The organism is Aliihoeflea sp. PC F10.4 (assembly GCF_054612275.1).
Window position 1 is genome coordinate 3,560,868 of the sequence record NZ_JBTSWH010000001.1, and the last position, 24,657, is coordinate 3,585,524.

Here is a 24,657-nt window from a genome sequence, read left to right on the forward strand (position 1 = left end):
TGGGAATGAAGGCAGCATCGCGAACGCGATGCCGCCTCGACAATTATTGGGCGCGCTGAACGCCGCGCAGACGGATGATGTTGTCCGGATAGGGCGTGTATCCCTCGATCTCGGACCGCAAAACGGACGGCTGGTTCGGATGGTAGGTGTAGACCAGCGGAAGGTCCTCCTGGAGGATCGCCTGCGCCTGATCATAGAGCGCCTTGCGTTCGGCCTGATCGGATGTCGCACGTGCTTCCATGAAGAAGGCGTCCACCTCTTCGTTGCAATAGCGCGAATCATTGTTCGAGCCGTCGCAGGCGAGGTGATTGTAGATGTTGCCGTCAGGATCGACGCGTCCGGACCAGCCGCTTGCCGAAGCGTCGAAATTGCCTTCGGACATTTCCGCCAGAAGAGCGGCGAATTCCATCGGCCGCAGCGAGATGTCGAAGCCGGCTTCCGATGCCATGGCCTGAATGAGCTCGCCAAGCTGCGAAGCCTGGGTGGAGTTGGCGTGCATCATTTCGAAAGCGACGCGCTCATGCCCGGCCTCCGCAAGAAGCTCCTTCGCCCGCTCGACGTCGCGTTCGGTCGCCGGGAAGTTCTCGTCGTAATACGGGCTGTTCGGTGCGAAGGGCTGTTGCGCCGGCTGCCAGATATTGTTGCCGATGATTTCCGAGATCGCCTGCCGGTCGATCGCGTACTGAAACGCCTGACGGATGCGCGGGTCCTGTCCCAGCGGAGATTCAGAGCGCGGGCCGTTATCAGTGTTGAAGCGCACGGCCTGATAGCCGAGCGTCGGCGCGACGACGAGTTGCAGGCTCTCATTGCCCTCGACGGCCTGGGCGTCGGACGGCGTCATGCGTTCCATCATGTCGAGGTCGCCGGCCTGAACGTTGGCGAGGCGCACGGTACCGTCCGGGATCGGCAGGAAGATCACCTCTTCGAAATGATATTCGTCCGCCGCGTAGTAGTCTTCGAACTTCGACAGGACGATGCGGTCGTTTTGCGTGCGCGATTCATACTTGTACGGGCCGGAACAGACCGGCTCCCAGCTCCCCTCCTGATCGAAGGAAGCCGGCGACATCATCATTCCGGCGCGGTCGGAAATCTGCGCCAGAAGCGGCGCGTTCGGTTCGCTGAGGTTCAATTTCAACGTGTACTCATCGACCGCCTCCACGGTGTCGATCGCCGAAATGTCCGAGCGGATCAAGCTGTCGGGCATGTTCAGCGCACGCTCGATATTGGCCTTGGCGGCCTCGGCGTTGAACGGTTCGCCGTCGTGGAACGTCGCATCTTCGCGCAGCGTGAAGGTCAGTTCCGTGTTGTCGTCGTTCCATGCCCATTCCGTCGCGAGCGCCGGCACGTATTCGAGTTCGGGCGAGATGTCGACCAACCGGTCGCACAGCGAGGCGTAGACGATACGGCCTACGAATGTGCGCGACCGGTGCGGGTCGAGAAGGTCGGGGTCCTCCGCAAGGCCGATCCTGAGCGTGGAGCCCTGTGCCATCGCAGGCAGGGCGGTGCCGGCCATCAGCGCGGCCACGAGCAGTGTTCTGGACAATTTCATGCGCAGTTCCTTCCTCTGGTTTTTCTTGTTGTCAGTCGAGCATTTCCACGCCCTTGAGGCGTATCATTCCATCGGGATAGCCGACGAAACCTTGCAGACGCGCGTCATGCGCGAACGGGTACGGCAGGTAGTAGAGGTAAACGACCGGCTTTTCCTGCGTCAGGATTTCCTGCGCTTCGGCGTAAAGCGCACGGCGCTCGTCGACCTCACTTGCGCTGCGTGCATCATCGAGAAGTTCGTCGACGCGCGCATTGCAATAGCGGCCGTCGTTGAGCGCGCCCTCGCAGGTCACCTGCTGATGGATGTTGCCGTCCGGATCGACGCGGCCGGACCAGCCCGATTGCGACACCTCAAAGCGGCCTTCGCGCAACTCGCCCTGAAGGGCGGCGAATTCGGTCGGGCGCAGCGTGATGTCGAAGCCGGCCTCGGACGCCATCGCCTGGACGAGTTCCAGCACCTGCTGCATCGTCGTGTTGTTGCCGAAGGACAGTTCGAACGAGACGCGCTCATGGCCGGCTTCCGCCAAAAGCGCCTTCGCACCCTCGACATCGCGGCCCGTGCGGTCCAGTTCGGCCTCATAGGCGAAGCTTGCCGGCGGGAAGGGCTGGAAGGCTGGCTGGAAAAGCCCGGCACCCACCACCTGATTGATGACGTCGCGGTCGATCGCCAGATCGAAGGCGCGGCGCACACGCTCGTCGGCGAGCGGGCTGTTCTCGTCGCGCAGGTTGAATTGTAGCGCCTGGAAGCCGAGCCCTGTCACCGGCACGACTGTCAACCGGTCGTTCGCTTCGGCGGCTTCGATATCGGTCGTCCCGATCCGCTCGATGATCTGAAGATCGCCGGACTGGAGATTGGCGAAGCGCACCGTGTTGTCCGGGATGCCCCGGAAGATCAGCCGCTCGAAATGGTAGTCTTCCGCATCCCAGTAGTCGGCAAACTTTTCCAGCACGATGCGGTCGTTCTGGACCCGCTCGACGAATTTATATGGGCCGGAGCAGACCGGTTCGGGATTGGAAGACGTGTCGTCGAAACTTGCCGGCGACATCATCATGCCGGCACGGTCGGAAAGCTGGGACAAAAGCGCAGCGTCCGGTGCGGACAAATTGAGCGCGACGGTCAGCTCGTCCACGATCTCGACGCTTTCGATCGATGCGAGCTCGCTCTTGCGCAGACTGTCGGGCAGTTCGCGCGCGCGGTCCAGATTGGCCTTCACCGCTTCGGCATCGATCGGCGCACCGTCATGGAAGACGGCGTCGTCTCGCAGCGACATGGTCAGCCTTGTACGCTCCTCGTCAAGCTCCCAGTTCGTGGCGAGCGAGGGAACGATCTCCAGTTCCGGCGTTATGTCGACGAGCTTGTCGCACAGCGAAGTGAAGACGATGCGACCTACGAAAGTGCGGGCGCGATGCGGGTCGAGAAGGTCCGGATCGTCCTGAAGGCCGATCGAAAGCGTCTGCGCGCTGGCGGGCACTGCCATCATGGCGAGCGCGACGCCGGCGAGCACCAATCTGGCGCGGCTGGCGAAATTCATGTTCCGGTCGTTCATGTCTGTCTCCTTGCCGGCTGTGCCGGCACAACGGTCATCATTCAACTGTTTGGGTGCTGGCGGCCGTTGGTTTCACGGCCAAAGCTCCTGCCTGGGCACTCCTGTAAAGCGCGAGCCGCGCCTCGGATGTGCGGCTTGCCGCACCGGCAAGAAGCGGAAGGCTCGACCCGGCGTTCTGGATTTCGCGCCAGAAATGGCAGGCCACCTGTGTTCCGCCATCGGCCGGTTCCAGCTTCGGATGCTTTTCACTGCATAACGGGCGCGCATGCGGGCAGCGCGTATGAAACCGGCAGCCCGAGGGCGGCGCGGTGGGGCTTGGCACGTCGCCCTGCAAAAGCTCGCGCGGAGCGCGCGATGCGTCGACGGACGCGACCGGGATCGCCTTCAGCAGCGCCTGAGAATAGGGGTGGAGCGGATTGTCGTAGAGGTTGTTGACCGGCGCAAGCTCGACGAGTTCGCCCAGATACATCACCGCGACGCGGTCGCTCATGTGTCGGATGACGGCAAGGTCATGTGCGACGATCAAAAGCGTCAGGCCGAGCCGTTCCTTCAACTCCTCCAGAAGATTGATGACCTGCGCCTGCACGGAAACGTCGAGCGCCGAGACGGGCTCATCGCCGATGATAAGCGTAGGATCGGAGGCAAGAGCGCGGGCGATACCGATGCGCTGGCGTTGACCACCGGAAAACTCGTGCGGATAGCGGTCGGCTGCTTCCGGTCGCAGGCCGACCAGCGACAGAAGCTCGCTCACGCGCTCGTTGGCGTTTTTGCCGCGGGCAAGCCCATGCAGGCGCAGCGGTTCGCTGATGATTGAGCCGACGCTCATACGCGGATTGAGCGAAGCGAACGGGTCCTGGAAGATGATCTGCATTTCGCGGCGAAGCTTGCGCAATTCGCCGGCCGGCAGATTGGTGATGTCCCTGCCCTGGTAGAAAACCTGCCCCTCGCTCGGCTCGATCAGCCTCAGAAGCAGGCGGCCGAGCGTCGATTTCCCGCAGCCGGACTCGCCCACGATCGCGAATGTCTCGCCTTTCGAGACGGCCAACGACACGTCGCTCACCGCGTGAACCACCGGCTCGACTTTGAGAATTCCCCGCCGGCCGCCGAAGCGGCGGTGCAGGTTGCGTCCCTCGATGACAGGCGCTTCGGTGCGTTGATCGCTTTCAGCACTCATGCGGCCACTCCGAAATTCTTTTCCAGCGGCGCATACCAGCAGGCGGCGCGGTGGCCCTCGCCGAATTCAGCCAATGGCGGCACCTCATCGCGGCAGCGTGCATCGCCGAACGGGCAGCGATCCACGAAACGGCATCCTTTCGGCATGGCATCGAGCGGCGGCACCGAACCCTCGATGGTGGCGAGCCGGCCTTCCCGCTTGCCGAGCGAAGGCATCGAGCCGAGCAGGCCGATCGTATAGGGGTGTTGCGGATCGTCGAAGATCGCAGCGACCGGCCCCTGCTCGACGATGCGGCCGGCATACATAACGGCGACCTCGTCGGCGACTTCCGCCACGACGCCCAGATCGTGGGTGATGAGGATCATCGCCGTACCCGTCTCGCTTTGCAGCTTCGAGATCAACGACAGAATCTGCGCCTGGATGGTCACGTCGAGCGCGGTCGTCGGCTCGTCTGCAATCAGGAGCTTCGGTCGGTTGGCGAGCGCCATGGCGATCATCACACGCTGGCGCATGCCGCCGGAAAGTTGATGCGGGAAGGCGTCGAGCCGCTTTTCCGGCGCGGGAATGCGCACCCATTCGAGCATCTTTAACGCCTGTTTGCGCGCCTCAGCTTTCGACATCTTCGAATGACGGCGAATACCTTCGGAAATCTGCTGCCCGACGGTAAAGGCCGGGTTCAGCGAGGTCATCGGTTCCTGGAAGATCATCGCGATTTCGTTGCCGCGCATGTCGGCAAGCGCCCGCTCACCCATCGAGAAAAGGTCGCGTCCCTCGAACTTCGCCGTTCCCGCCTTGATGCGGGCGGGCGGCGTCGGCAACAGGCCCATCAGCGCCAGCGACGTGACGCTCTTCCCGCAACCCGACTCGCCAACGATGCACAAGGTGCGCCCGCGCCTTACGGAAAACGATATCCCGTCGATCAGGTCCACGGGGGCGTTGGGCGCGAAGGTGAGCGAGAAATTCTCGACCTCCAGAAGTGGCGCCTCGCCGGCCGGCTCGATCCCTTGCTTCAACCTTCCATCCTTTCCTCGTCGGCGGCGGCCGCATCGTCGCCGTTGATCTGCGCACGCAAATTGGTGTCGATCGTGCGTAGATGGCGGCGCATCGCCTGCTCGGCCGCCTGACCGTTGCGGCTCGAAATCGCCGCGACGATCTCGTCATGTTCGCGAAACACGCGCTGGCGCCGTTCCTCCGTGCGGGTCGACGCACGCAGATTGCGCCATTCCGGTTCCTGCCGCACGCGCTGAATGGCATCCAGAAGGGCTGCCAGCATGTAGTTTCCGGCACATTCGGCAATTCGGCGGTGAAAGACGCTGTCCCACAATTCCCACCCATCGTCGTCGACCGCAGTTGCAGCCCGGCGCGACAATCTTTCCAGCGCGTCGATGTCCTCGCGCGATGCACGCAGCGCGGCAAGCCGCGCAATGCCGGGTTCGAGGACGAGCCGCGTTTCCATCATGTCGCCCGGGCTCGTGCGGGTCGCGAGATCGGTGAGGCTATCACTGCTCGATGCGGGACCATTGCCGATAAAGGTTCCCTTCCCCTGCCGACGCCAGATGATGCCCTCGGCCTCGAGGACTTCCAGCGCACGGCGAACCGCACGCCTGCCGACCGCCATGGATTGCGCAAGCTCGCGCTCAGCGGGAAGCTGGTAACTCGTTTCATCCCGATGGTCGCGAATGAGCGCGCGCAGCCGGTCCAGAGCCAGCAGTGAATTCGACCGACCATTATTTCCTGCCACTCCCGAAAGCCCCGCGCACCATTCCCATGAAAGGTTCCCTTAGGCATAGTGGCGCTCTGCCCGTTCGAGTGTCAACGTCACATGATGCGGAAATATTCGGCAATTGTTGACCGCACCGCAGGCAGGACCGGGCGCAGCTCATCGGAGCGCCGAAAAAGGGGAAGTTGCGGTCAGGTTGGTGAGGGCAGGCTCGCCGGAACCTTCATGATTGCTGACGATCAGCATCGGCGCGACGACATTAGAGCGGATTTTCGTCTTTCCGATGCATCTCAGGCGCTGCTCGACTTTTTCACTGGCTTGACGCTGCTCGTCAAAATCGGCATTAGTGGTCTGACCACTGTAAGGCCACTTGGGAGGAGTGCCGTGCTTCTGGAGGGAGCAGACGAACTGCTGGGTGCGGAAAAGGTCTTTTCCTATTTTCGCGAGCAGCTTTTGTCCGGCCAGCTCAATGCCGGCGACCGGCTTTTAAGCGAGCGCGAATTGTCCTTGCGCCTTGGCGTTTCACGCCCGGTCCTGCGCGAGGCGCTTCGCTCGCTCGCCATGCTCGGCTTTCTCGACATTCGCCATGGTAAGGGCACCTATGTGCGCCGTGCCGACGTTTCGGTTCTGGCCGACTTCTTCACGTTCTGCCTTGCCCAGCAGCCCGACATTCTGGACGATGTCATGGAGGCGCGCGTCGCGATCGAATGTCAGGCGATCCGCCTTGCCTGCGAGCGCGCCCGTCAAAACGATTTCGAGCGTCTGAGCGATCTTTTGAAAGCTCTCGGCGACACTTTGGGGGACCCCGAAGCAGGCGCCGAAGCGGATTTCGCCTTTCATCTGGCACTCGTCGAAGCAAGCCGCAGTCCGGCGCTGATCATGCTCTACCAGGCGATATCGGACCTGCTCCGGCGCAGCCACGTCCAGCGCCGCAGGCAAACGGCCTTAGTGCCGAACATCCGAGATTCGCTTTTCGATGCGCACCGGGAGGTTTTCCTGTCAATCGTCGCGCGCGATCCGGACGTGGCCGACAGGCGTTTGCGCGAGCATTTCGCGATCGGTGATGAGCTTCGCCGCAAAAGCTTCATCGCTGCGTTTCAGGGAGCTGCGGCATCCAACGAAAACAAGACGACATAGGAGGAAATCGCATGTTTCATTCACGGATACTGAAATTGATGGCGGCGACAGCAGTTGCGCTAGGTGTCGCCACGAGCGCGCAATCGGCCAATTTGCGCTACGCGCATGTGGGCGCCGAAGGCGACATCCAGACCGTTTTCGCTGCCGATGCCGCCGAGGGCATCGCCGAAGCCACCAACGGCGACGTTACCGTACAGGTCTATCCTGCAAGCCAGCTCGGCGGTGTCGCTGAACTCGTCGACGGCGTGCGTATGGGGTCGATCGCGATGGGCCATCACGATTTCGCCTCGCTTGCCCGCATTGTTCCCGAAGTCGCCGCGTTCAACGCGCCGTTCATTTATCGCGACGGCGCTCACGCGCTGGCTGCAACCGACCCGCAAACATCACCTGCCCTTCAGGCGATCAACGAGCGGCTGATCGAGGAAGGCGGCGTGCGCATCATCGGGCGCATCTATCGCGGCGCACGTCACATTTCGTCGAATTTCGAGGTCAAGTCGCCGGAAGATCTGGCGGGCAAGCCGTTCCGCGCCGTCCCGCTCGATCTTTGGGTTTCCATGGTTACGGGCTTCGGCGCGACGCCGACGCCGGTAGAGGTCGCCGAATTGCCGACCGCACTCATGACCGGGCTCGTCGTGGGTCAGGAAAATCCCCTGACGATGATAACCGCCAACAAGCTTTACGAGGTCCAGTCGCATATCGCGATGACCGGACACATGCAGGCCGTGCTCGCCGTCTTCATCAATGAGGAAGTCTGGCAGGGGCTGGAAGAGGAGCAGCGTCAGGCGATCACCGAAGTTCTGGAGCGCGAGGCACAGGAATCGCTCGTGGAGGCCAACGAGTCCGAAACCCAGCTTGTCGAGGAGCTCAAAGGTCACGGCATGACGGTCGTCACCGAGGCCGAAGGTCTCGACCTCGATGGGTTCCGCACACAGGTTCTGGAACAGATCCGCACCGACTTCCCGGCCTACCAGACCTATATCGAGCAGATCGCAGCAGTCGAATAAGACGGTAACGCGGTCGGCGGTGCATTTCTGGGCCGCCGGCCCGATCCGTTCACGGGAGGTTTTCCGATGATCATCGTCAGGCGCCTGCTCGGTGCGTTCTGCGCCCTCGTTCTGGTTGCACTTGTCGTCGTCCCGTTCACACAGGTCGTCATGCGCGATCTGTTCGGATCGGCGATCATAGGAGCCGAGGAATTCACACGATTCCTGCTGATCGTCCTGGTGTTCACTGCGTTTCCGATCGTCGTTCTGGAACGCGAAAATATCCTGATGGCCGAGTTTCTTCAGGCCTTGCCCGATCCGTTGCGCAAGGCGCTCACCTTCTTGATTACCGCCGCCGCAGTGACCGCAGCCGGTTTCATCGCCTATGTCGCCTGGCAGACGATCTTCCGGAACCTGAACAACGCCACGCCCACGCTCAAGATTCCCTTCTGGCTGTTTTTGGGCTCGACGTTCTTCGGTTTCGCGGCCGCCACGCTTGCCCACCTGATCGACCTTCGCGACCCGCCGCAAGAAGAAACCAAGGTATTCTGATCATGGGCCTCGCCGTCATCGCAGCGTTTCTTGCGCTTTTCATACTCGGGTTTCCCGTCGTTTATGCGATCCTGATTCCGTCCATAATCTATGTGATGATCGAGGGGCTGCCGTACGGGTTGCTCGTCCAGCGCATCACCTACGCGCTCGATTCCTTTCCGCTGGTCGCGGTTCCGATCTTCATCTTCGTTGGCAATCTGATGAATTCGGCTGGAATTACCGACCGGATCTTCAAATTCGCGGACACCGCCGTCGGCCGCTTTCCCGGCGGTCTGGCACAGGTGAACATCTTCTCGAGCCTGATCTTTTCGGGCATGTCCGGCGCGGCGCTCGCCGATGTCGGCGGTCTTGGCCGCATCGAGATCGCGGCCATGCGCAAGAAGGGGTTTACAGCTCCGTTTTCCGCGGCTGTCACAGGTGCGTCGGCGGTCGTCGGACCGATCTTCCCGCCATCGATCCCGCTCATCGTCTATGGCTCCGTGACCAGCGTTTCGATCGTGCAGCTTTTGATCGCAGGCATCGTGCCGGCGCTTATCTGTGTTCTGCTCCTGATGCTGACGACGGTGTTCCTGTCGTATCGCTACAACCTCCCGCGCGCCGAGCGCTGGCCGACGCTGCGCGAGCTTCTCGCCGACCTCATGCCGGCCCTGCCCGCCTTGCTGGCCCCTGTCCTGATGATTGCCGGGATGCTGGCGGGCATGTTCACGCCGACAGAAGCCGCCGCCGTGACGGTCGTCTACGTGCTGGCGATCAGCACGCTTTTCTACCGCGAGCTGACCTTTGCGCATTTGCAGTCGGCGCTGATGATGACGGTCAAGAGTACCAGTGCGATCCTGATCATCGTCGCCGTGGCTGCCTTGTTCGGTTGGATTCTGGCCGTCGAACAGGTGCCGCAGGATTTCGCCCGCTGGATCCTCCAGTTTTCGACCAATCCGATCGTTCTTTTGATCATCGCCAACCTGATATTCTTCATCGCTGGCATGTTCCTCGATTCCACGACGGCTACGCTGCTCGTGGTCCCGGTCATCGCACCGCCGATGGTCATGGCGGGAATCGATCCGGTTCATCTGGGAATCATCACAATATTCAACCTGATGTTCGGCCTGCTCACGCCACCCATGGGGCTGTCGCTGTTCCTCCTGTCAAGTATCGCAAAGGTATCCTTGCGCCAGTTGCTTCGCGCGCTGCTGCCGTTTTATGTGCCGCTTCTCGCAACACTCGCCATCATCACTTTCTGGGAAGGCATGGTCCTGTGGCTTCCTTCAATGCTTCGCTAGAATCTGGAGTTTCCATGCGCATCGTAATCGGTTCGGATCACGCCGGCTTTCCGCTCAAGTCGACGATCGTCGAATATGTCAAATCGCTCGGCCATGAGGTCGAGGACGTCGGTTCCTACGACCCGAACCCGGTGGACTTCCCCGACATCGCAAAACAGGTCACCGATCGCATCAAGGACGGCGCGGCGACACGCGGCCTGATGGTCTGCGGCACTGGCGTCGGCGCCTCGATCGCGGCGAACAAGGTCAAGGGCATCCGCGCCGCCGTGTGCCACGACGTTCATTCCGCGCACCAATCCGTCGAACATGACGATGTGAACGTGATGTGCATCGGTGCCCAGATCGTTGGGCCGTGGCTCGCGAAAGACCTCGTCGAGGCTTATCTGAAAGCCGAATTTTCGACCGATGAGGATTTTCGTCGCCGTGTCGCGAAGCTGGCCGAAATGGACGCCGCTCGCTAGATTTTACCTACAGTTTCCATACGCCGGTTGGTTCCCGACCGGCGTATGGATCATGTATCGGCGAGATGAACTCGGCCGAACACGACGCCCGATGTCAGCGCAAGCCGGATGGCCGCTCGCGGCGTTGCCGGTCGAAATAGGAAAATGTCGCGATGGCCATGAACACGGGAATGCCCAGTTCCAGGACTTCTTCCGTAAAGACTGACAACAAGGTCGCCTGAACGTTGATCCCGAGAAATCCCAGATTGCTGGCCGCGCCGTCTAGCGCCTTCGATAGAACCGCGCTGGCAATGGCGGCAGCCACGGCAAGGCTGGTGACGTCAAAACTGCGCAGCCCGTTGAGGAACGCCCTGCCGCTACGAACGACGAGCAGATAGCCGGTGATGCCGAGAAAGACGAACACCAGGACGCCGAAGATTTTCTCCACGAGAGGAACTTCCGGCGAAACGTAAAGAAGCGTCTTCGTGATGCTGTATGTGGTGAAATGGGCATGAAAGTCCATTTCACGCAGGCACATGGCAAGCGGAATAACAGGCAGATACCAGTGTCTGCGCAAGGTAGGGCCATCCAGTTCGCGAATGAGCGTCGTCATCGTCACCAGATATCCGGCCGCCGAGAAGACCTGGATGGGCCCGCCTTCGCTGACGTAGAATTCCTGCAGATCCGGCGTCAGATAGAACGGGAAGATGATGAGCAGAACGAGCAAGACCGCCGTAATGGCCATGTAGGAAAGATATCGGCCCTGGATGCTCGGATGTTCGGCATCTGTTATGAACGCTGAAGACAAACCGGAATCCTTCCCTGTCCGACGCGTGCAAAGCGTGTACGGATGTTTGGCGAAGGGCTATTGGAAGTTAACCGGGTAAGTCAAGCGCGCGCGACGCCAGAGATGCCAATCACGGCAAATGTGAACCGGAACGCTTGTCGGTTCTCGGCCGGCCGATCAGTGCCCGGCGCCGATGACTGCGCCGGCGGCAGCGCCGCCAAGCCCGCCGATGACTGCACCTGTTGATCCCGCGATCAGCGATCCGGCAAGCGCGCCCGAGCCGGCGCCGATTACCGCTCCGCTCGCCGTGCGCATGGCGGGCGACGTTCCGCACCCCGCAAGCGTGACGGCGATCAAAGCTGCGCCCAGAACCCGCGTCATGTCTTTCTCCAAGCTTGAGGGTGGTCTTCGTCCAAACCGCCGCGAACCTCTCCCATCAGGGTTAAGAAAGCCTTCCAATGAGGCGGAAAATGACGCGCGACTTGAACGCGCGGCGCGCAAAGCGTATCTGCAAGCTCGCATCAACGGAGACGTGACATGTCGGCAGTGAACCGCTTTCTCGGCGACAGCCCCTTGCGGGTGCTGGTCAAGCTGATCGTCGTTTCGTTTCTCGTCGGCATCGTTATGAGCGTGATGGGCTGGTCGCCCTATGACGTGATCTACGGCGTGCGCGACTTCTTCCTGCACCTTTACGACACCGGCTTTGCGGCCTTCGGGCGCTTTATCGACTATTTCCTGCTCGGTGCGGTGCTGGTCATTCCCGCCTTCTTCCTCATCCGGCTTCTCAGCTACCGCAAGGGCTGATCAGGAAAAGCTGGCGGCCGTTTCGAACAGGATGGCATGGCGCGCGGCCAGCGCGTCGATGTCCTTCGAATAGCCGCCGCCGATGACGCCGCACACGGGAATGCCGCGCTCGCGAAAATAGCTAATGACGGTCCGGTCGCGCGCGCGTAAGCCTTCGTCAGTCAGGGCCAACCGCCCGAGCCGGTCGTCGCGGTGGGGGTCGACCCCGGCATTGTAAAAGACGATCTGCGGTTTGGCGTGATCGGCAACGAGCGGCAGGACGCGTTCGAGTTCGGTCAGGTACGCTTCGTCTTCAAGACCGTCGTCCAGCGCGACGTCGAGGTCGGAAACGGCCTTGCGCACGGGGTAGTTCTTCGCCGCATGCATCGAAAAGGTGAAGACCCGGCTCTCGCTCATCAGGATTTCGGCGGTGCCGTCGCCCTGATGCACGTCGAGATCAACGACCAGTGCGCGAGAAATCGTGCCTTCATCGAGGAGGGACGCCAGGGCAACCGCCACATCGTTGAAGGTGCAAAACCCCGCGCCCTGCGTATGCCGTGCATGGTGACTGCCGCCGGCCGCATTGCAGGCCAGCCCGGTGTCGAGGGCGATGCGCGCAGCAAGAAGCGTTCCTGCGCTGGCAAGCTGCGCACGACGTGAGACGCGTTCATCGACCGGGAAGCCGATTTCGCGCTCGATTGCGCGCGGCACGGTGCAGTCGAGAACCTGGCGCACATAGTCGCCAGCATGCGCCTGCGCGAGCGTTTCGAAACCGGGAAGGTCCGGGCGGTGCTCGTTATCCGGCCGGGCAATCCCCTTTTCGCGCAGCACTTCGATCAGCCGCGCGTATTTGCTCATCGGAAAGCGATGATCGGCGGAAAACTGCGCGTCGTAATCGGGGTGGTGAATGATGGGAAGCGTCATTGCACCATGAAGATAGGATCGGTCTTGACGCTAGTCGAGTGTCTGAACCGCCCAATGATCCGTGCGCGAATCCCTTATGTCGCGGATCGAAGAAAGGCCTTCCTTCGTAACGAATGCGCTCATGCCGCGCACGATTTCGCCGGGCAGCGTCGGCCCACCATAGACCATGCCGGTGTAAAGCTGCACGAGGTCCGCGCCGGCTCTGATCTTCTCCAGCGCCGTCTCGGCGGAGGAAACGCCACCAACGCCGATCAGCGGCAGGGCGGGGCCGACGAGCCTGCGCATCCGCGCCAGCATGACGGTGGATCGGTGGAACAAGGGCCGACCGGAAACGCCGCCCGCTTCCGTTGCCAGCGCGCTTTGAAGGCCGCTCCGCGACAGCGTCGTATTGGAAACGATGATGCCCTCGATTTTGCGCGCGAGGACGGTTTCGGCGATGTCTTCGAGGTCGCCGTCGGCAAGGTCGGGCGCGATCTTGAGGAAGACCGGCACCACCCGCTCACCGCGTGCACTCACCACCGCGTCAAGCAGTTCCTGAAGGCTCGCCCGCGTCTGAAGATCGCGCAGTCCCGGCGTGTTGGGCGAGGAGATGTTGACGGTCAGATACGAAGTGAGATCGGCGAAGCGTTCGACGCCCGCTGCATAGTCGGCGATCCGGTCCGTGCTGTCCTTGTTGGCGCCGATATTGACGCCGACGATCCCGCTGCGCCCCGACCGCTCCCGCATGCGTCGAACGCATGCGTCATGACCTTCATTGTTGAAGCCAAGGCGATTGACGATCGCTTCGTCCTCTATAAGCCGGAAGATGCGTGGCTTCGGGTTCCCTGCCTGCGGCTTCGGCGTCACGGTGCCGATTTCGGCAAAGCCTAAACCGAGCTTCAAAAGCGCGTCCGGCGCTTCGCCGTTCTTGTCGTATCCCGCCGCCATGCCGAGTGGATTGGGAAAGGAAAGCCCGGCGATTTCGGTCCGCAGGCGCGCATCGGCGGCGGGCGGGGCGCAGACGGGCACACCGCTCTTCAGCCCCGCGATGGACAGGCCATGCGCTCGTTCAGCGTCGAGGCCGAAAAGGAAAGGCCGGGCCAGCGCGTGATAAAGCATCTTCATGCGTCGAGGTCCGGAAAGATGTGGAGGCCGTCCGCGCCGAGCGGCAACGGCTTTACCCATTCGGCGGCTTTCGGGTCGAGCGGGGCGTAAAGATGCGGGAAGAGCGCGCCGCCGCGCGAGACCTCGAAGCGCAGCGCCTCGCCCAGCCTGCCGCCATCGATCGCGACAAGCAGGAGAGCGTCCTGTCCGCCGAAGTGCTTGGCGGCCGTCTCACGTACTTGGCTGGCGGTCGAAAAATGGATGTAGCCGTCGGCAAGATCGATGGGCGCGCCATCGAAGCGGTTTGCCTTCTCTGCGGCCTGCCAGAGGGACGCCGGCACGATCTTGTAAATCAATGTGCTCATGCCGCCGCTATAGCCGCCGTGGCCGTGGAAGAAAAGCATCGCCATGGAAGCGCCGGGTTCTTCACACCATTTATGGATTGGATGCGTCATCGAAGAGGATCACGCCAATGCGCCATATGATTTTTCTCGCGGGCATCGCCGCCACGCTCGGAACCTCGGCTTTCGCGCAGGAGACGGAACGCTACCGCATGGAGCGAACCGAGGACGGCTTCGTGCGCATGGACACGGCGACCGGGCAAATGTCGGTCTGCCAAGAGCAGTCCGCGCAACTCGTCTGCCGAACCGCTACCGACGACAGGATCGCCTACGAGGATCGGATCGACGATCTGGAACGGCGCGTCGAAGCGCTCGAAAGCGCGCAGGGCACTGCACAGCATGCGCTTCCCACCGAGCAGGAATTCGAACAATCGCTTAGCTACATGCGCCGTTTCTTCCAGAATTTCTTCGACACCGTCAAAGAGTGGGAGAACGATCTTCAGGAGCCACAGCCGGACCGGACATGAGCGTGCGGCTAGCGCTAAATAATGCTGGCGCGACCCGCCAATCCGACTAAACTCCGCTGGCGGGAGCCGGAAATAAGGAGGGGTTTTTGGGTCAGCGCCATCGCTTTGTCATTGCCGACGATCATCCGCTTTTTCGCGGTGCGCTGAGGCAGGCGCTGTCCTCGTTCGACGGTGCCCTGGTCGAGGAGGTCGGCGATTTCGACGCTGCCAAGGCGCGCGTCGTCGCCAATGACGATATCGACCTTCTCCTGCTCGACCTGACGATGCCTGGATCGAGCGGTCTTTCCGGTCTCGTTGCGCTTCGGGGCATTTCTTCCAACGTACCGGTGGTCGTGGTTTCAGCCCGTGACGATGCCGAAACAGTGCGCCGCGCACTGGAACTCGGCGCGGCCGGCTTCATTTCCAAATCGGCCGGAATGGACGAAATCCGGGGTGCGGTGACGACTGTTCTGGAAGGCGGCGTTGCGCTGCCCGACGATCTCGACCTCGGCGAGGAAGGCGATCCCGAAATCGTCGACCTGATCCAGCGTCTGCAATCGCTGACGCCGCAGCAATCGCGCGTCCTGACCATGCTGGCAGAGGGCCTGCTCAACAAGCAGATCGCCTATGAACTCGGCGTGTCCGAGGCCACCATCAAGGCGCATGTCTCGGCCATCCTGCAAAAACTCGGCGTCGACAGCCGCACGCAGGCCGTCATCCGTCTTCAGCGGATAAGCTCCGAGCCGCAGCCCATTGCCTGATCACTCCGCAGCCGGCGCGAACTTGCGATAGCGGGTCAGCATCATGCGCAACGCCGCCGGCTTGACCGGCTTTTGCAGGACGGGAATGTCGAGCGCGGCGGCGTGTTCACGCACGTCGTTCGACCGGTCGGCGGTGACGAGGATCGCGGGAATGTCCCGGTTCCACATCTCGCGCGCGCGCGCAATCGCCGCAAATCCGTCCTCGCCGTCGAGGTGGTAGTCGGCAAGGATCACGTCGGGCGGAGGCAGGCTCGCGTCCAGCCCTTCCGAGCCCGGCGCGGTCGCCACCTTGCAGCGCCATCCTTCGAGCAGCTTGCGCATTCCGTCGAGAATGCGCGGTTCGTTGTCGATGCAGAGTACCGAGACGCCCTCGAGCGGGATGTTGGCGCCAACCGGCGGCCGCGCTTCGCTGGCGAGCGATATCTGCGGGGCTTGCGCGATCGGCAGAAGCGCCGAAAAGCACGACCCCTTGCCCTTGACCGAGTGAATGCGGATTTCAAGACGCAGCACCCGTGCGATACGGTCGACGATGGATAGCCCGAGGCCCAGCCCCTGTGCCTCGCGCGCGCCGTCGGCAAGCCGCAGAAACTCGCGGAATACGGTCTTCATCTCCTCCGGATCAATGCCGATCCCGGTGTCATGGACCTGTATTTCCAGAAGCTCGCCGCGTTTTTTGACGCCGACGAGCACCGTTCCCGAACGCGTATATTTGATCGCGTTCGAAACGAGGTTCTGCACCAGGCGACGCAAAAGGTTTCGATCCGTTCGTACGGCAAGCTGCGAGGGAATGACGCGCAGATCGAGCTTCTTTTCCTGCGCCAGAGGCTGGAAGTCGGTCTGAATCTGGCGCAGCAGACTGTCAAGCCGGAAGGTCGTGTCGACGGCCCGCATCGCGCCTGTGTCGAGGCGGGAGATGTCGAGCACCGCGCCGAGGATCGTCTCGACGGAATCGAGCGAGGATTCGATATTGGCGACGGAATCGCCGACCGAACCCTCACCGACGCTTTCGGCGAGCGAGGCGCAATAGAGCCGGGCTGCGTTGAGCGGTTGAAGAATATCGTGACCGGTCGCGGCGAGAAAGCGCGTCTTGCCGAGGTTGGCCTCCTCGGCCAGCATCTGCGCCTGCGCCAGTTCCTCGTTGACGCGCGTGAGTTCGGCGGTGCGGCGCTGGACGCGGTTTTCGAGCGTTTCGTTGACGCGTTTGAGTGCAAGGTCGGCCTCCACACGCTGCGTGATATCGGCATAGGTCGCAACGATCCCGCCATCCGGCATCGGATTGGAACGCAGTTCGATGATGCGCCCGGTGCTTTTCAGTTCGAGTTGCCAGGGCGAGCGGAAGGCCGCAAGACGGTCGATCGTCAGATGGATCGTGTCATAGGAAATATCGCCCCGGTCGGCGAGGTGGTTGAGTATCTCGTCCAGCGAAACGCCGACGCGCCCCATCGAATCCGGCAGATAAAAAAGCGAACGATACTGTCTGTTCCAGCAGATCAGGCGGAAATCGCGGTCGAACACCGTGATGCCCTGCTCCATCTGGTCGAGCGCGATCTGCAACAGGTCGCGATTGTGCTGCAAGGCTTCGGACGCATCGTCGAGCAGCCGTAGCGCCTCGCGCGAGGAGCGGTCGTGACGCTGGAACAGAAGCGACAGAACGAGCCGCGAGGAAGACGAGCCAACCGCGCTCGTCAAAAGCTGTTCGGAAAAACGGATGATATCCATGTTCGCGGGCTGGGAACCGACCAGCGGCCGACTCTGCTTCGCCTCGAAATTCTGGAACGAGCGCTCGGTTCGCTCGACGCCGAGATAGCGCGCGATCGTGTCTTTCAGGTCTTCCACCGTCACCGTCGTCCGGAATCGCCGGAAGCTCGGCATCGGATTGGCGTCGCGCGGCACGAAAAGCGCGGCCTGGATGCGTTCGAGCGGCTTGGACGTGCGCGAGAACGAGCCAAGCACGAAGAAAAGCGTGTTGATCGAAAGGCTCCAGAGGACGCCATGGACCAGCGGATCGGCCTCAGTCCCGAAGAGCGATTGCGGGCGCAGCGCCTCCAGTCCGAAAAGGCCGTACTGAACGATGGCGGTGTCAGGTGGCGCGAGCGAGGGGAAAAGCAGCGTGTAGGCCCATATGACGATGCCCGACAACATGCCGATGACGGCGCCGCGCGCGTTCGCCCCACGCCACACGAGGCCGCCGAAGAAGGCCGGCGCGAACTGTGCGACGGCGGCGAACGAAATCAGGCCGATCGAGGCGAGGCGCGTATTGTTCGTGATCTCGCGATAATAAAGGAAGGCGGCGACGAGGATGACGAAGATCGCGGCGCGGCGGATATTGAGGATGAGCTGCGACAGATCTTCCTGCTGCGCCATATATTGCTTGGCCATGCGGCGCAGGAAGAGCGGAAGGACGATATCGTTCGAGATCATGATCGACAGCGCGACGGAGGCGACGATCACCATGGCGGTCGCCGCCGAAAGCCCGCCAATGAAGGCCAGAAGCGCCAGCCAGTTCTGGTCGAAATGAAGCGGCAGCGAAACGACGTAGAGGTCCGAATTCGCGCCCGGCTCCATGATGACGATGCCGGCGAAGGCGATCGGGATCACGAAGAGGTTGATGATCACGAGATAGGCCGGAAAGAGCCAGCTTGCCGTTCGCAACTCGCTTTCGGAGCGGTTCTCCACGATCGTCACGTAGAACTGGCGCGGCAGCATGATGATGGCGATGGCCGAAAGCCCCGTCATGACGATCCAGCTCGAAAGCGGTGTCTGGTAGTCGTAGGCGGCCATGGCCTGGCTCGACGCGCGGATTTCCGAGACCAGCCCATCGACGCCGCCGAAGAAGAAGAACGACACGGCGATGCCCACGGCGAGAAATGCGGCGAGCTTGACGATGGACTCCACCGCGACCGCCAGAACCAGCCCGTCCTGATGTTCGGTCGCGTCGGCATGGCGCGTGCCGAACAGCATCGCGAAGATCGCGAGCAGCACCGTCACGATCAAAGATATGTCGCCGATGATGAAATCGAACGAGGGCGGCGCGCCGTTATAATGCTCGACCATGAGGCTGACGCTGCCGGAAATCGCCTTCAGTTGCAGCGCAATGTAAGGCACCGTTCCCACCGCAGCGATCACCGTGGCGATCGAAGCGACCGCGAAGCTCTTGCCGTAGCGCGCGCCGATGAAGTCGGCGATCGAGGTGATCTTCTCCGATTTCGCCAGCCGCATGATGTGCCGCAAAAGCGGAAACCCGAAGACGAAGACGAGGATCGGCCCGATATAGATCGCCAGAAACTCGAAGCCCCGGTCGCTGGCCAGACCGACCGACCCGAAAAACGTCCACGACGTGCAATAGATCGCGAGGCTGGCCGAGTAGATATAAGGCCGTGCCTTGCCGGGGCCGTGGCGCGCCGAACGGCGATCGCCAAGGCTCGCCACGCCGAACAGAAGCGTGACGTAGCCGATGGCGACGATGACGACTACCCAGCCCTGCATGTCGGCGCGCTCCTCCTTCGCTTACGCAACCATAAGCCGGAAGCGCTGTCCATCGGACTTGAGTCTCATCGATACGTTGATGGGGCCAGCGAAATTTCCATCTTCTGCCGCGCGCCGCATCTGCTATCTTCGGGTGCGATGCGGCAGCCTGCCGCACCTTTCGTTCAGAAGGCTCAAGGGGACAAAGAGGCCATCATGATCAAGGAATTTCAGGAATTCATCGCCAAGGGCAACGTCATGGACCTTGCCGTCGGTGTCATTATCGGCGGCGCGTTCGGGCTGATCGTGTCGTCTATGGTCGATGACATCATCATGCCCGTCGTCGGCGCGATTTTCGGCGGCTTCGACTTCTCCAACTATTTCGTGGCGTTGTCGTCGAACGTCACAGCTACGTCGCTCGCCGCCGCGCGCGAGCAGGGCGCGGTCTTCGCCTACGGCAACTTCATCACCGTCGTCATCAATTTCCTGATCCTCGCCTGGATCATCTTCCTGATGGTGAAGATGGTGAACAATATGCGCCGCAAGCTGGAGCGTCAGGAAGCGGTCTCGGACGTTCCGCCCGCGCCGCCTGCCGATGTCGCGCTTTTGACGGAAATCCGTGATCTTCTGGCTAAGCGCCCCGTCTGACACCTTTCGGCGTCCGGCCATCCCGGTCGGACGCCTTTCCATCCGGACATCGTAAATGAGCATCCTCGATCATCTGCGTGGCGAAGCACGGCTTGCGCCCGAAAGCGGCATCGTTGCCGTCGTCAACCATGGACGCACCAAACCCGGTCTCATCCCGCTATGGGCCGGCGAGGGCGACAAGAAGACTCCCGACTTCATCTCAAGCGCCGCGATCAAGGCGCTGGAAGATGGCGAGACCTTTTACACGTGGCAGCGCGGCATCCCCGAATTGCGCCACGCTCTGGCAAACTATCACCAGCGCCATTTCGGCCGGCAATTTGGCCATGAGGAGTTCATCGTCACCGGATCAGGCATGCAGGCAATCCAGCTTGCCATCGACGCGGTCGCCGGTGCGGGCGACGAGGTCATCTATCTGACGCCATCATGGCCGAATTTTCCCGCCGCCCTCGGCGTCGCCGGTGCGGTGCCTGTCCCCGTTCGCCTTGCCCATTCAGACAATGGCTGGAACTGTGACGTCGACGGCATCGAGGAGGCGATCACCGATCGCACGAAGGCGATCTTCGTCAACACGCCGTCCAATCCGACGGGCTGGACTGCCGACCGCGAAACGCTGGCGGATATTCTGGCCATCGCGCGCGAGCGCGGTCTCTGGATCATCGCCGACGAAATCTATTCGCTGTTCTATTACGACGGACCGCGCGCCCCGTCCTTCATGGACGTGATGCAGCCGGACGACAAAATCCTGTTCGTCAACTCGTTCTCCAAGAACTGGGCAATGACCGGCTGGCGCGTCGGCTGGCTGAAAGTTCATCCGGACCTTCAGCAGACCTTCGAAAACCTCATCCAGTATTCGACGTCCGGCACGCCTGCGTTTCTGCAACGCGGCGCGGTTGCGGCACTCGATCAGGGCGACGATTTCGTGGCCGGCGAGGTCGAGGCGGCGCGGATCGCGCGCGATGCGATTTCGCAGCGGCTTCTCGCTACCGGTCGGGTCGACCTGACCGTGCCGCCGGGCGCGTTCTACCTATTTTTTAGGATCGACGGCATCACCGACACGCGCCGCGCCGCGTTCGAGATCGTCGACGAGGCGAATGTGGGCTTGGCACCGGGAACAGCATTCGGACCGGGCGGCGAAGATTTCTTCCGCCTGTGCTTCCACCGCCGTCTCGACCAAGTCGAGGAAGCGGCCGACAGGCTGGCGCGCTGGATCGAGGGGCGTTAACCCCCCGCCTTGGCGGTCACCAGCGAAACGACGCGTTCCGATTCATGCGAGGCATCGCTCGCATCGGACTGGAAGGGAATGCCGAGCGCAGTCCAGGTTTCGAGCAGCGCGTCCTTGAGTTCGCCGATCAGCGCGTCCGAGTGGAACGGCGTCGGCGTGATGCGCAGGCGTTCGGTTCCGCGCGGAACGGTCGGGTAGTTGATCGGCTGGATGTAAAGACCGTGCTTTTCGAGCAGCCGATCGCTGGCCTGCTTGCAAAGCTCTGGGTCGCCGACGAGCAGCGGCACGATATGCGTCTGCGAGGGCATAACGGGCAGACCGCTGCCCGACAGCGCTTCCTTGGTCGATCGAGCCTGACGTTGATGCGCTTCGCGCTCGGCCTGACTAACCTTCAAATGGCGGATCGACGCAGTCGCCGCAGCGGCAAGAGCGGGCGGCAAAGCGGTGGTGAAGATGAAACCCGGCGCGTAGGAGCGCACGGCATCGACCACCGCGCTTTTGCCGGTGATGTAGCCGCCGAGAACGCCGAACGCCTTGGCAAGCGTTCCCTCGATGATGTCGATGCGATGCGCCAGACCCTCGCGCTCGGTGATGCCGCCGCCGCGCGCGCCATACATGCCGACCGCGTGAACCTCATCGATATAGGTCATCGCGTTGTATTTGTCGGCGAGGTCGCAGATCGCCTCGATGGGCGCGATGTCGCCATCCATCGAATAGACGCTTTCGAAAGCGATCAGCTTGGCGCGCTCGCGCGGCGCGGCCTGCAGCAGGCTTTCCAGATGCGCCAGATCGTTGTGGCGAAAAATCTTCTTCTCGGCGCCGGACTTCTTCACGCCCTCGATCATCGAGGCGTGGTTGAGTTCGTCCGACAGGATCAGGCAGTTCGGCAACAGGCGCGCGATGGTCGAGATCGCCGCCTCGTTCGAAACGAAGCCGGAGGTGAAGACGAGCCCGGCTTCCTTGCCGTGAAGGTCGGCAAGTTCGGCTTCCAGTTCGACCAGCGGATGATTGGTGCCAGAAATGTTGCGTGTGCCGCCCGCGCCCGATCCCATCTGGCCGGCCGCATCGCGCATCGCGCCGATGACGCGTTCGTTCTGCCCCATGCCGAGATAGTCGTTCGAGCACCAGACGGTGATCTCGCGCGCCTCGCCGTTCGAGCGCCAGATCGCGCGCGGGAACGCACCGACGATGCGCTCAAGGTCGGCGAACACACGGTAGCGGCGCTCGGAATGGAGCTGCGCGATGGCGTCTTCGAAAAATCGGTCGTAGTTCATGGTCGGTCCCATATGCCGCACGCAACATAATTTGGCCGCGCGGAAGCGTCCAATCGACAAATTGCCACGTCTGGAACGCTTCTAAAAATGGTTTTCGGCCAAGCGCCGCTACAGATCAAGGGTGAAGCGCATCTTTTCTGACCGCAGCAGCCGTAGGCAAAAGCAGGTCCGCCGCCTTGGCGAACATCGCGACGAGCGCCTTGCGCTCACTTGCCGGCAATGCTGCGAAGCGCGCGATGAACGCATCGCCAAGCGGTTCGGGCGCATCGTCAACCTTGGCGCTGCCCGTCGGCGTCAGGCGCGTGTGAACGATGCGACGATCATGTTCGGAACGATACCGTTCGATCAGCCCGCGTTCTTCAAGATTGTCGAGGATCGTCACCACGGTCGCCGGGCTGATGTCTGCATGGGCCGACAGTGCGGTCGTCGTCACCTCTCCAAGCTCGGCGATCCCCTTGAGAAGCACAAGCTGCGCGGCGGTGAGGCCAGCCGCTTTGGTCAGCGCCTTGGATTGCAGATCGTGCGCCCTGACGATGCGGCGGATCACTTTCTCCACCGTTTTCAGGTCAGCGCCAAGGAACTCCTTCGAGCCTTCCGCGTTCGTCCGGACATCAATCACGACAGCCTCATTATTTGACATCTAATCATTCGAACTATAAGTGATTAGGCGATCAATTTCAATTGAACAACGGAGGGTTGGAAAGACAACCGTGTGTGGAATTTGCGGAGAGATCAGGTTCGACGGCGCGCAGCCATCGGCTTTCGCCATTTCGAAGATGATGGACGCCATCGCGCCGCGCGGCCCGGACGGATCGGGCCTGGTGATGCACAACAATGCCGCGCTCGCCCATCGCCGCCTGTCGATCATCGATCTGTCGCAAAAGGCCCGCCAGCCCATGGTGGATGGCAAGCTGGGCCTCACCATCGCGTTCAACGGTTGCATCTACAACTATCCGGAACTGCGCGCCGAGCTGGAAGCCAAAGGCTACGAGTTCTTCTCGACGGGCGACACGGAGGTCATCCTCAAGGCCTATCACGCATGGGGCACGAAATGCGTCGAGCGTTTCCTCGGCATGTTCGCCTTCGTCATCCACGAGCGGGATTCGGGCCGAGTCGTTGTGGCGCGCGACCGATTCGGCATCAAGCCGCTCTACATCGCCGAGACGCCGAAGGCGCTGCGTTTCGCGTCGTCGCTTCCAGCGCTCCTTAAGGGCGGCGGCATCGACACGTCGATCGATCGCATCGCGCTTCACCACTACCTGTCGTTCCATGCCGTCGTGCCGCCGCCGCGCACCATCATCAACGGCGTGAAGAAGATGCCGCCGGCCACGATCCGTGTGATCGAGCCTGACGGCACCTCGAAGGACACGATCTACTGGCAGCCGCCATATCAGCGCGATCCGGACTATTCGCTTTCCTCCGACGAATGGCGCGACCGCGTGCTGGAATCTCTGCGCGTCGCCGTCAGGCGGCGCATGGTCGCCGACGTTCCGGTCGGCGTCCTCCTGTCGGGCGGCGTCGACTCTTCCCTGATCGTCGGATTGCTCGCCGAAGAAGGCCAGCACGGGCTGATGACCTTTTCTGTCGGGTTCGAGGAAGCGAACGGCGAAAAGGGCGACGAATTCGTCTATTCGGACCTGATCGCCAAGCACTACGACACGAAGCATCACAAGATCTTCGTGCCATCGAGCGAATTGATGGACGCGCTGCCGGGTACTTTCGCGGCAATGTCCGAGCCGATGGTTTCCTATGACAATGTCGGCTTCTACCTTCTGTCGAAGGAAGTCTCGAAACACATCAAGGTGGTGCAGTCGGGCCAGGGCGCGGACGAGGTGTTCGGTGGCTATCACTGGTATCCGCCGCTGGCGAGTTCCAACGATGTCGTCTCCGACTACGCGAAGGTCTTTTTCGACCGCGACCACGCGAAAATGGCGCAGCATATCAATCCGGACTGGCTGCCCGATCACGATCCCAGCCTGAAGCTCGTCGGCGATCACTTGCTTGCGGCGGGTGCGGATACCCCTGTCGATGCCGCGCTGCGCCTCGACAGCCAGGTCATGCTCGTGGACGATCCGGTGAAGCGCGTCGACAACATGACGATGGCATGGGGCCTCGAAGCGCGCGTTCCGTTCCTCGATCACGAACTCGTCGAACTCGCCGCGAAAATCCCGCCGGAAGAAAAGCTCAAGCAGAACGGCAAGGGCGTCCTGAAGGAAGCGGCGCGTCAGGTGATCCCGAGCGAGGTCATCGACCGCAAGAAGGGCTATTTCCCGGTCCCGCAGCTCAAATATGTCGATGGCCCATATCTCGATCTGGTGCGCGACGCGTTGACATCGAACGCCGCGAAGGACCGCGCCATCTTCCGCGACGATTATCTCGACAGGCTTTTTGCGAAGCCATCGGATCACATCACGCCGCTGCAGGGTTCTGAACTGTGGCAGGTGGGGCTTCTGGAACTTTGGCTTCAGACCCACGGAATCTGACG

24 protein-coding genes are annotated in these 24,657 nt (G+C 61.9%); 11 read left to right on the forward strand and 13 right to left on the reverse strand.

Features of this window, described 5'->3' with window-relative positions; translation table 11 throughout:
• Positions 1-43: 43 nt before the first annotated feature.
• Genes ACX82Z_RS17920 through ACX82Z_RS17940 form a run of 5 tightly spaced genes read right to left on the reverse strand, consistent with a single transcriptional unit; the run spans position 44 to position 6,010 of the window.
• Positions 44-1,549 carry an ABC transporter substrate-binding protein gene (locus ACX82Z_RS17920; protein WP_459590366.1) on the reverse strand — a complete coding sequence of 502 codons (1,506 nt, stop codon included), beginning with the start codon at positions 1,547-1,549 and terminating at the stop codon, positions 44-46.
• Between the two features lie 31 nt (positions 1,550-1,580).
• Positions 1,581-3,095, reverse strand: a complete 1,515-nt coding sequence (locus ACX82Z_RS17925; protein WP_459590367.1) for an ABC transporter substrate-binding protein — start codon at positions 3,093-3,095, stop codon at positions 1,581-1,583.
• A 37-nt stretch (positions 3,096-3,132) separates the two neighbouring features.
• Positions 3,133-4,269 carry an ABC transporter ATP-binding protein gene (locus tag ACX82Z_RS17930; RefSeq protein ID WP_459590368.1) on the reverse strand — a complete coding sequence of 379 codons (1,137 nt, stop codon included), beginning with the start codon at positions 4,267-4,269 and terminating at the stop codon, positions 3,133-3,135.
• Complete coding sequence (locus tag ACX82Z_RS17935) at positions 4,266-5,282, reverse strand: ABC transporter ATP-binding protein (RefSeq protein WP_459590369.1); 1,017 nt, start codon at positions 5,280-5,282, stop codon at positions 4,266-4,268. Before ACX82Z_RS17935 ends, ACX82Z_RS17930 begins: the two co-directional genes overlap by 4 nt.
• Positions 5,279-6,010, reverse strand: a complete 732-nt coding sequence (locus ACX82Z_RS17940; protein WP_459590370.1) for a FadR/GntR family transcriptional regulator — start codon at positions 6,008-6,010, stop codon at positions 5,279-5,281. Before ACX82Z_RS17940 ends, ACX82Z_RS17935 begins: the two co-directional genes overlap by 4 nt.
• Positions 6,011-6,214: 204 nt before the next feature.
• Here ACX82Z_RS17940 and ACX82Z_RS17945 point away from each other — a divergent pair, with 204 nt between their 5' ends.
• The 5 genes from ACX82Z_RS17945 to rpiB all read left to right on the forward strand — a co-directional run bounded on the left by ACX82Z_RS17945 (position 6,215) and on the right by rpiB (position 10,399).
• Entirely contained in the window at positions 6,215-7,126 is a 912-nt protein-coding gene (locus ACX82Z_RS17945; RefSeq protein WP_459590371.1) for a FadR/GntR family transcriptional regulator, read from the forward strand.
• 11 nt (positions 7,127-7,137) lie between these two features.
• A complete protein-coding gene (locus tag ACX82Z_RS17950; protein ID WP_459590372.1) occupies positions 7,138-8,130 on the forward strand; it encodes a TRAP transporter substrate-binding protein in 993 nt (330 codons plus the stop codon).
• Between the two features lie 66 nt (positions 8,131-8,196).
• On the forward strand, positions 8,197-8,661 hold the full coding sequence (locus ACX82Z_RS17955) for a TRAP transporter small permease (protein WP_459590373.1): 465 nt from the start codon (positions 8,197-8,199) through the stop codon (positions 8,659-8,661).
• A 2-nt stretch (positions 8,662-8,663) separates the two neighbouring features.
• Entirely contained in the window at positions 8,664-9,938 is a 1,275-nt protein-coding gene (locus ACX82Z_RS17960) for a TRAP transporter large permease (RefSeq protein WP_459590374.1), read from the forward strand.
• A gap of 14 nt (positions 9,939-9,952) precedes the next feature.
• The gene (gene rpiB / locus ACX82Z_RS17965; protein WP_459590375.1) at positions 9,953-10,399 is read left to right on the forward strand and encodes a ribose 5-phosphate isomerase B; all 447 of its coding nucleotides are present in this window, start codon (positions 9,953-9,955) and stop codon (positions 10,397-10,399) included.
• A 94-nt stretch (positions 10,400-10,493) separates the two neighbouring features.
• On the opposite strand, the gene ACX82Z_RS17970 is transcribed toward rpiB, so the two are convergent.
• Both ACX82Z_RS17970 and ACX82Z_RS17975 read right to left on the reverse strand, forming a co-directional pair.
• Positions 10,494-11,123 (reverse strand): hypothetical protein, encoded by a 630-nt coding sequence (locus ACX82Z_RS17970; protein WP_459590376.1) that lies wholly within the window; start codon positions 11,121-11,123, stop codon positions 10,494-10,496.
• A gap of 219 nt (positions 11,124-11,342) precedes the next feature.
• A complete protein-coding gene (locus ACX82Z_RS17975; RefSeq protein ID WP_459590378.1) occupies positions 11,343-11,546 on the reverse strand; it encodes a putative periplasmic lipoprotein in 204 nt (67 codons plus the stop codon).
• Positions 11,547-11,702: 156 nt separating this feature from the next.
• On the opposite strand from ACX82Z_RS17975, the gene ACX82Z_RS17980 reads away from it, so the two are divergent.
• A complete protein-coding gene (locus ACX82Z_RS17980) occupies positions 11,703-11,969 on the forward strand; it encodes a DUF6460 domain-containing protein (protein WP_459590379.1) in 267 nt (88 codons plus the stop codon).
• Here ACX82Z_RS17980 and ACX82Z_RS17985 read toward each other — a convergent pair whose 3' ends face one another.
• The 3 genes from ACX82Z_RS17985 to ACX82Z_RS17995 are packed head-to-tail and all read right to left on the reverse strand — an operon-like array spanning position 11,970 to position 14,320.
• Entirely contained in the window at positions 11,970-12,872 is a 903-nt protein-coding gene (locus ACX82Z_RS17985) for a histone deacetylase family protein (protein ID WP_459590380.1), read from the reverse strand. It lies immediately after the preceding gene.
• A 30-nt stretch (positions 12,873-12,902) separates the two neighbouring features.
• Entirely contained in the window at positions 12,903-13,976 is a 1,074-nt protein-coding gene (locus tag ACX82Z_RS17990) for a quinone-dependent dihydroorotate dehydrogenase (RefSeq protein ID WP_459590381.1), read from the reverse strand.
• Positions 13,973-14,320, reverse strand: a complete 348-nt coding sequence (locus tag ACX82Z_RS17995) for a DUF952 domain-containing protein (RefSeq protein WP_459911857.1) — start codon at positions 14,318-14,320, stop codon at positions 13,973-13,975. The genes ACX82Z_RS17990 and ACX82Z_RS17995 overlap by 4 nt, the downstream gene beginning before the upstream one ends.
• Before the next feature lie 107 nt (positions 14,321-14,427).
• Between ACX82Z_RS17995 and ACX82Z_RS18000 the strand changes: the two genes are divergently transcribed.
• Positions 14,428-14,823: a hypothetical protein gene (locus ACX82Z_RS18000; protein ID WP_459590382.1), complete on the forward strand. Its 396-nt coding sequence runs from the start codon at positions 14,428-14,430 to the stop codon at positions 14,821-14,823.
• A gap of 86 nt (positions 14,824-14,909) precedes the next feature.
• Entirely contained in the window at positions 14,910-15,563 is a 654-nt protein-coding gene (locus ACX82Z_RS18005; RefSeq protein WP_459590383.1) for a response regulator transcription factor, read from the forward strand.
• Here ACX82Z_RS18005 and ACX82Z_RS18010 read toward each other — a convergent pair whose 3' ends face one another.
• A complete protein-coding gene (locus ACX82Z_RS18010; RefSeq protein ID WP_459590384.1) occupies positions 15,564-19,049 on the reverse strand; it encodes a PAS domain-containing hybrid sensor histidine kinase/response regulator in 3,486 nt (1,161 codons plus the stop codon). It lies immediately after the preceding gene.
• Between the two features lie 195 nt (positions 19,050-19,244).
• On the opposite strand from ACX82Z_RS18010, the gene mscL reads away from it, so the two are divergent.
• Both mscL and ACX82Z_RS18020 read left to right on the forward strand, forming a co-directional pair.
• Positions 19,245-19,676: a large conductance mechanosensitive channel protein MscL gene (gene mscL / locus ACX82Z_RS18015; RefSeq protein ID WP_459590385.1), complete on the forward strand. Its 432-nt coding sequence runs from the start codon at positions 19,245-19,247 to the stop codon at positions 19,674-19,676.
• Between the two features lie 55 nt (positions 19,677-19,731).
• Entirely contained in the window at positions 19,732-20,898 is a 1,167-nt protein-coding gene (locus ACX82Z_RS18020) for a pyridoxal phosphate-dependent aminotransferase (RefSeq protein ID WP_459590386.1), read from the forward strand.
• Here ACX82Z_RS18020 and hemA read toward each other — a convergent pair.
• Both hemA and ACX82Z_RS18030 read right to left on the reverse strand, forming a co-directional pair.
• Positions 20,895-22,172, reverse strand: a complete 1,278-nt coding sequence (gene hemA, locus ACX82Z_RS18025) for a 5-aminolevulinate synthase (protein ID WP_459590388.1) — start codon at positions 22,170-22,172, stop codon at positions 20,895-20,897. The genes ACX82Z_RS18020 and hemA overlap by 4 nt on opposite strands.
• A gap of 115 nt (positions 22,173-22,287) precedes the next feature.
• Positions 22,288-22,791, reverse strand: coding sequence for a MarR family winged helix-turn-helix transcriptional regulator (locus ACX82Z_RS18030; RefSeq protein ID WP_459590389.1), 504 nt, complete (start codon positions 22,789-22,791; stop codon positions 22,288-22,290).
• A 91-nt stretch (positions 22,792-22,882) separates the two neighbouring features.
• Between ACX82Z_RS18030 and ACX82Z_RS18035 the strand changes: the two genes are divergently transcribed.
• Positions 22,883-24,655: an N-acetylglutaminylglutamine amidotransferase gene (locus ACX82Z_RS18035; protein ID WP_459590390.1), complete on the forward strand. Its 1,773-nt coding sequence runs from the start codon at positions 22,883-22,885 to the stop codon at positions 24,653-24,655.
• Positions 24,656-24,657: the final 2 nt, after the last annotated feature.

Excerpts from the sequence above, each read along its gene's own strand:
- ACX82Z_RS17920 (WP_459590366.1), bottom strand. The coding sequence starts at position 1,549 with ATGAAATTGTCCAGAACACTGCTCGTGGCCGCGCTGATGGCCGGCACC.
- ACX82Z_RS17925 (WP_459590367.1), bottom strand. The coding sequence starts at position 3,095 with ATGAACGACCGGAACATGAATTTCGCCAGCCGCGCCAGATTGGTGCTC.
- ACX82Z_RS17930 (WP_459590368.1), bottom strand. The coding sequence starts at position 4,269 with ATGAGTGCTGAAAGCGATCAACGCACCGAAGCGCCTGTCATCGAGGGA.
- ACX82Z_RS17945 (WP_459590371.1), top strand. The coding sequence starts at position 6,215 with ATGATTGCTGACGATCAGCATCGGCGCGACGACATTAGAGCGGATTTT.
- ACX82Z_RS17950 (WP_459590372.1), top strand. The coding sequence starts at position 7,138 with ATGTTTCATTCACGGATACTGAAATTGATGGCGGCGACAGCAGTTGCG.
- ACX82Z_RS17955 (WP_459590373.1), top strand. The coding sequence starts at position 8,197 with ATGATCATCGTCAGGCGCCTGCTCGGTGCGTTCTGCGCCCTCGTTCTG.
- ACX82Z_RS17960 (WP_459590374.1), top strand. The coding sequence starts at position 8,664 with ATGGGCCTCGCCGTCATCGCAGCGTTTCTTGCGCTTTTCATACTCGGG.
- rpiB (WP_459590375.1), top strand. The coding sequence starts at position 9,953 with ATGCGCATCGTAATCGGTTCGGATCACGCCGGCTTTCCGCTCAAGTCG.
- ACX82Z_RS17970 (WP_459590376.1), bottom strand. The coding sequence starts at position 11,123 with ATGGCCATTACGGCGGTCTTGCTCGTTCTGCTCATCATCTTCCCGTTC.
- ACX82Z_RS17975 (WP_459590378.1), bottom strand. The coding sequence starts at position 11,546 with ATGACGCGGGTTCTGGGCGCAGCTTTGATCGCCGTCACGCTTGCGGGG.
- ACX82Z_RS17980 (WP_459590379.1), top strand. The coding sequence starts at position 11,703 with ATGTCGGCAGTGAACCGCTTTCTCGGCGACAGCCCCTTGCGGGTGCTG.
- ACX82Z_RS17985 (WP_459590380.1), bottom strand. The coding sequence starts at position 12,872 with ATGACGCTTCCCATCATTCACCACCCCGATTACGACGCGCAGTTTTCC.
- ACX82Z_RS17990 (WP_459590381.1), bottom strand. The coding sequence starts at position 13,976 with ATGAAGATGCTTTATCACGCGCTGGCCCGGCCTTTCCTTTTCGGCCTC.
- ACX82Z_RS17995 (WP_459911857.1), bottom strand. The coding sequence starts at position 14,320 with ATGAGCACATTGATTTACAAGATCGTGCCGGCGTCCCTCTGGCAGGCC.
- ACX82Z_RS18000 (WP_459590382.1), top strand. The coding sequence starts at position 14,428 with ATGCGCCATATGATTTTTCTCGCGGGCATCGCCGCCACGCTCGGAACC.
- ACX82Z_RS18010 (WP_459590384.1), bottom strand. The coding sequence starts at position 19,049 with ATGCAGGGCTGGGTAGTCGTCATCGTCGCCATCGGCTACGTCACGCTT.
- mscL (WP_459590385.1), top strand. The coding sequence starts at position 19,245 with ATGATCAAGGAATTTCAGGAATTCATCGCCAAGGGCAACGTCATGGAC.
- ACX82Z_RS18020 (WP_459590386.1), top strand. The coding sequence starts at position 19,732 with ATGAGCATCCTCGATCATCTGCGTGGCGAAGCACGGCTTGCGCCCGAA.
- hemA (WP_459590388.1), bottom strand. The coding sequence starts at position 22,172 with ATGAACTACGACCGATTTTTCGAAGACGCCATCGCGCAGCTCCATTCC.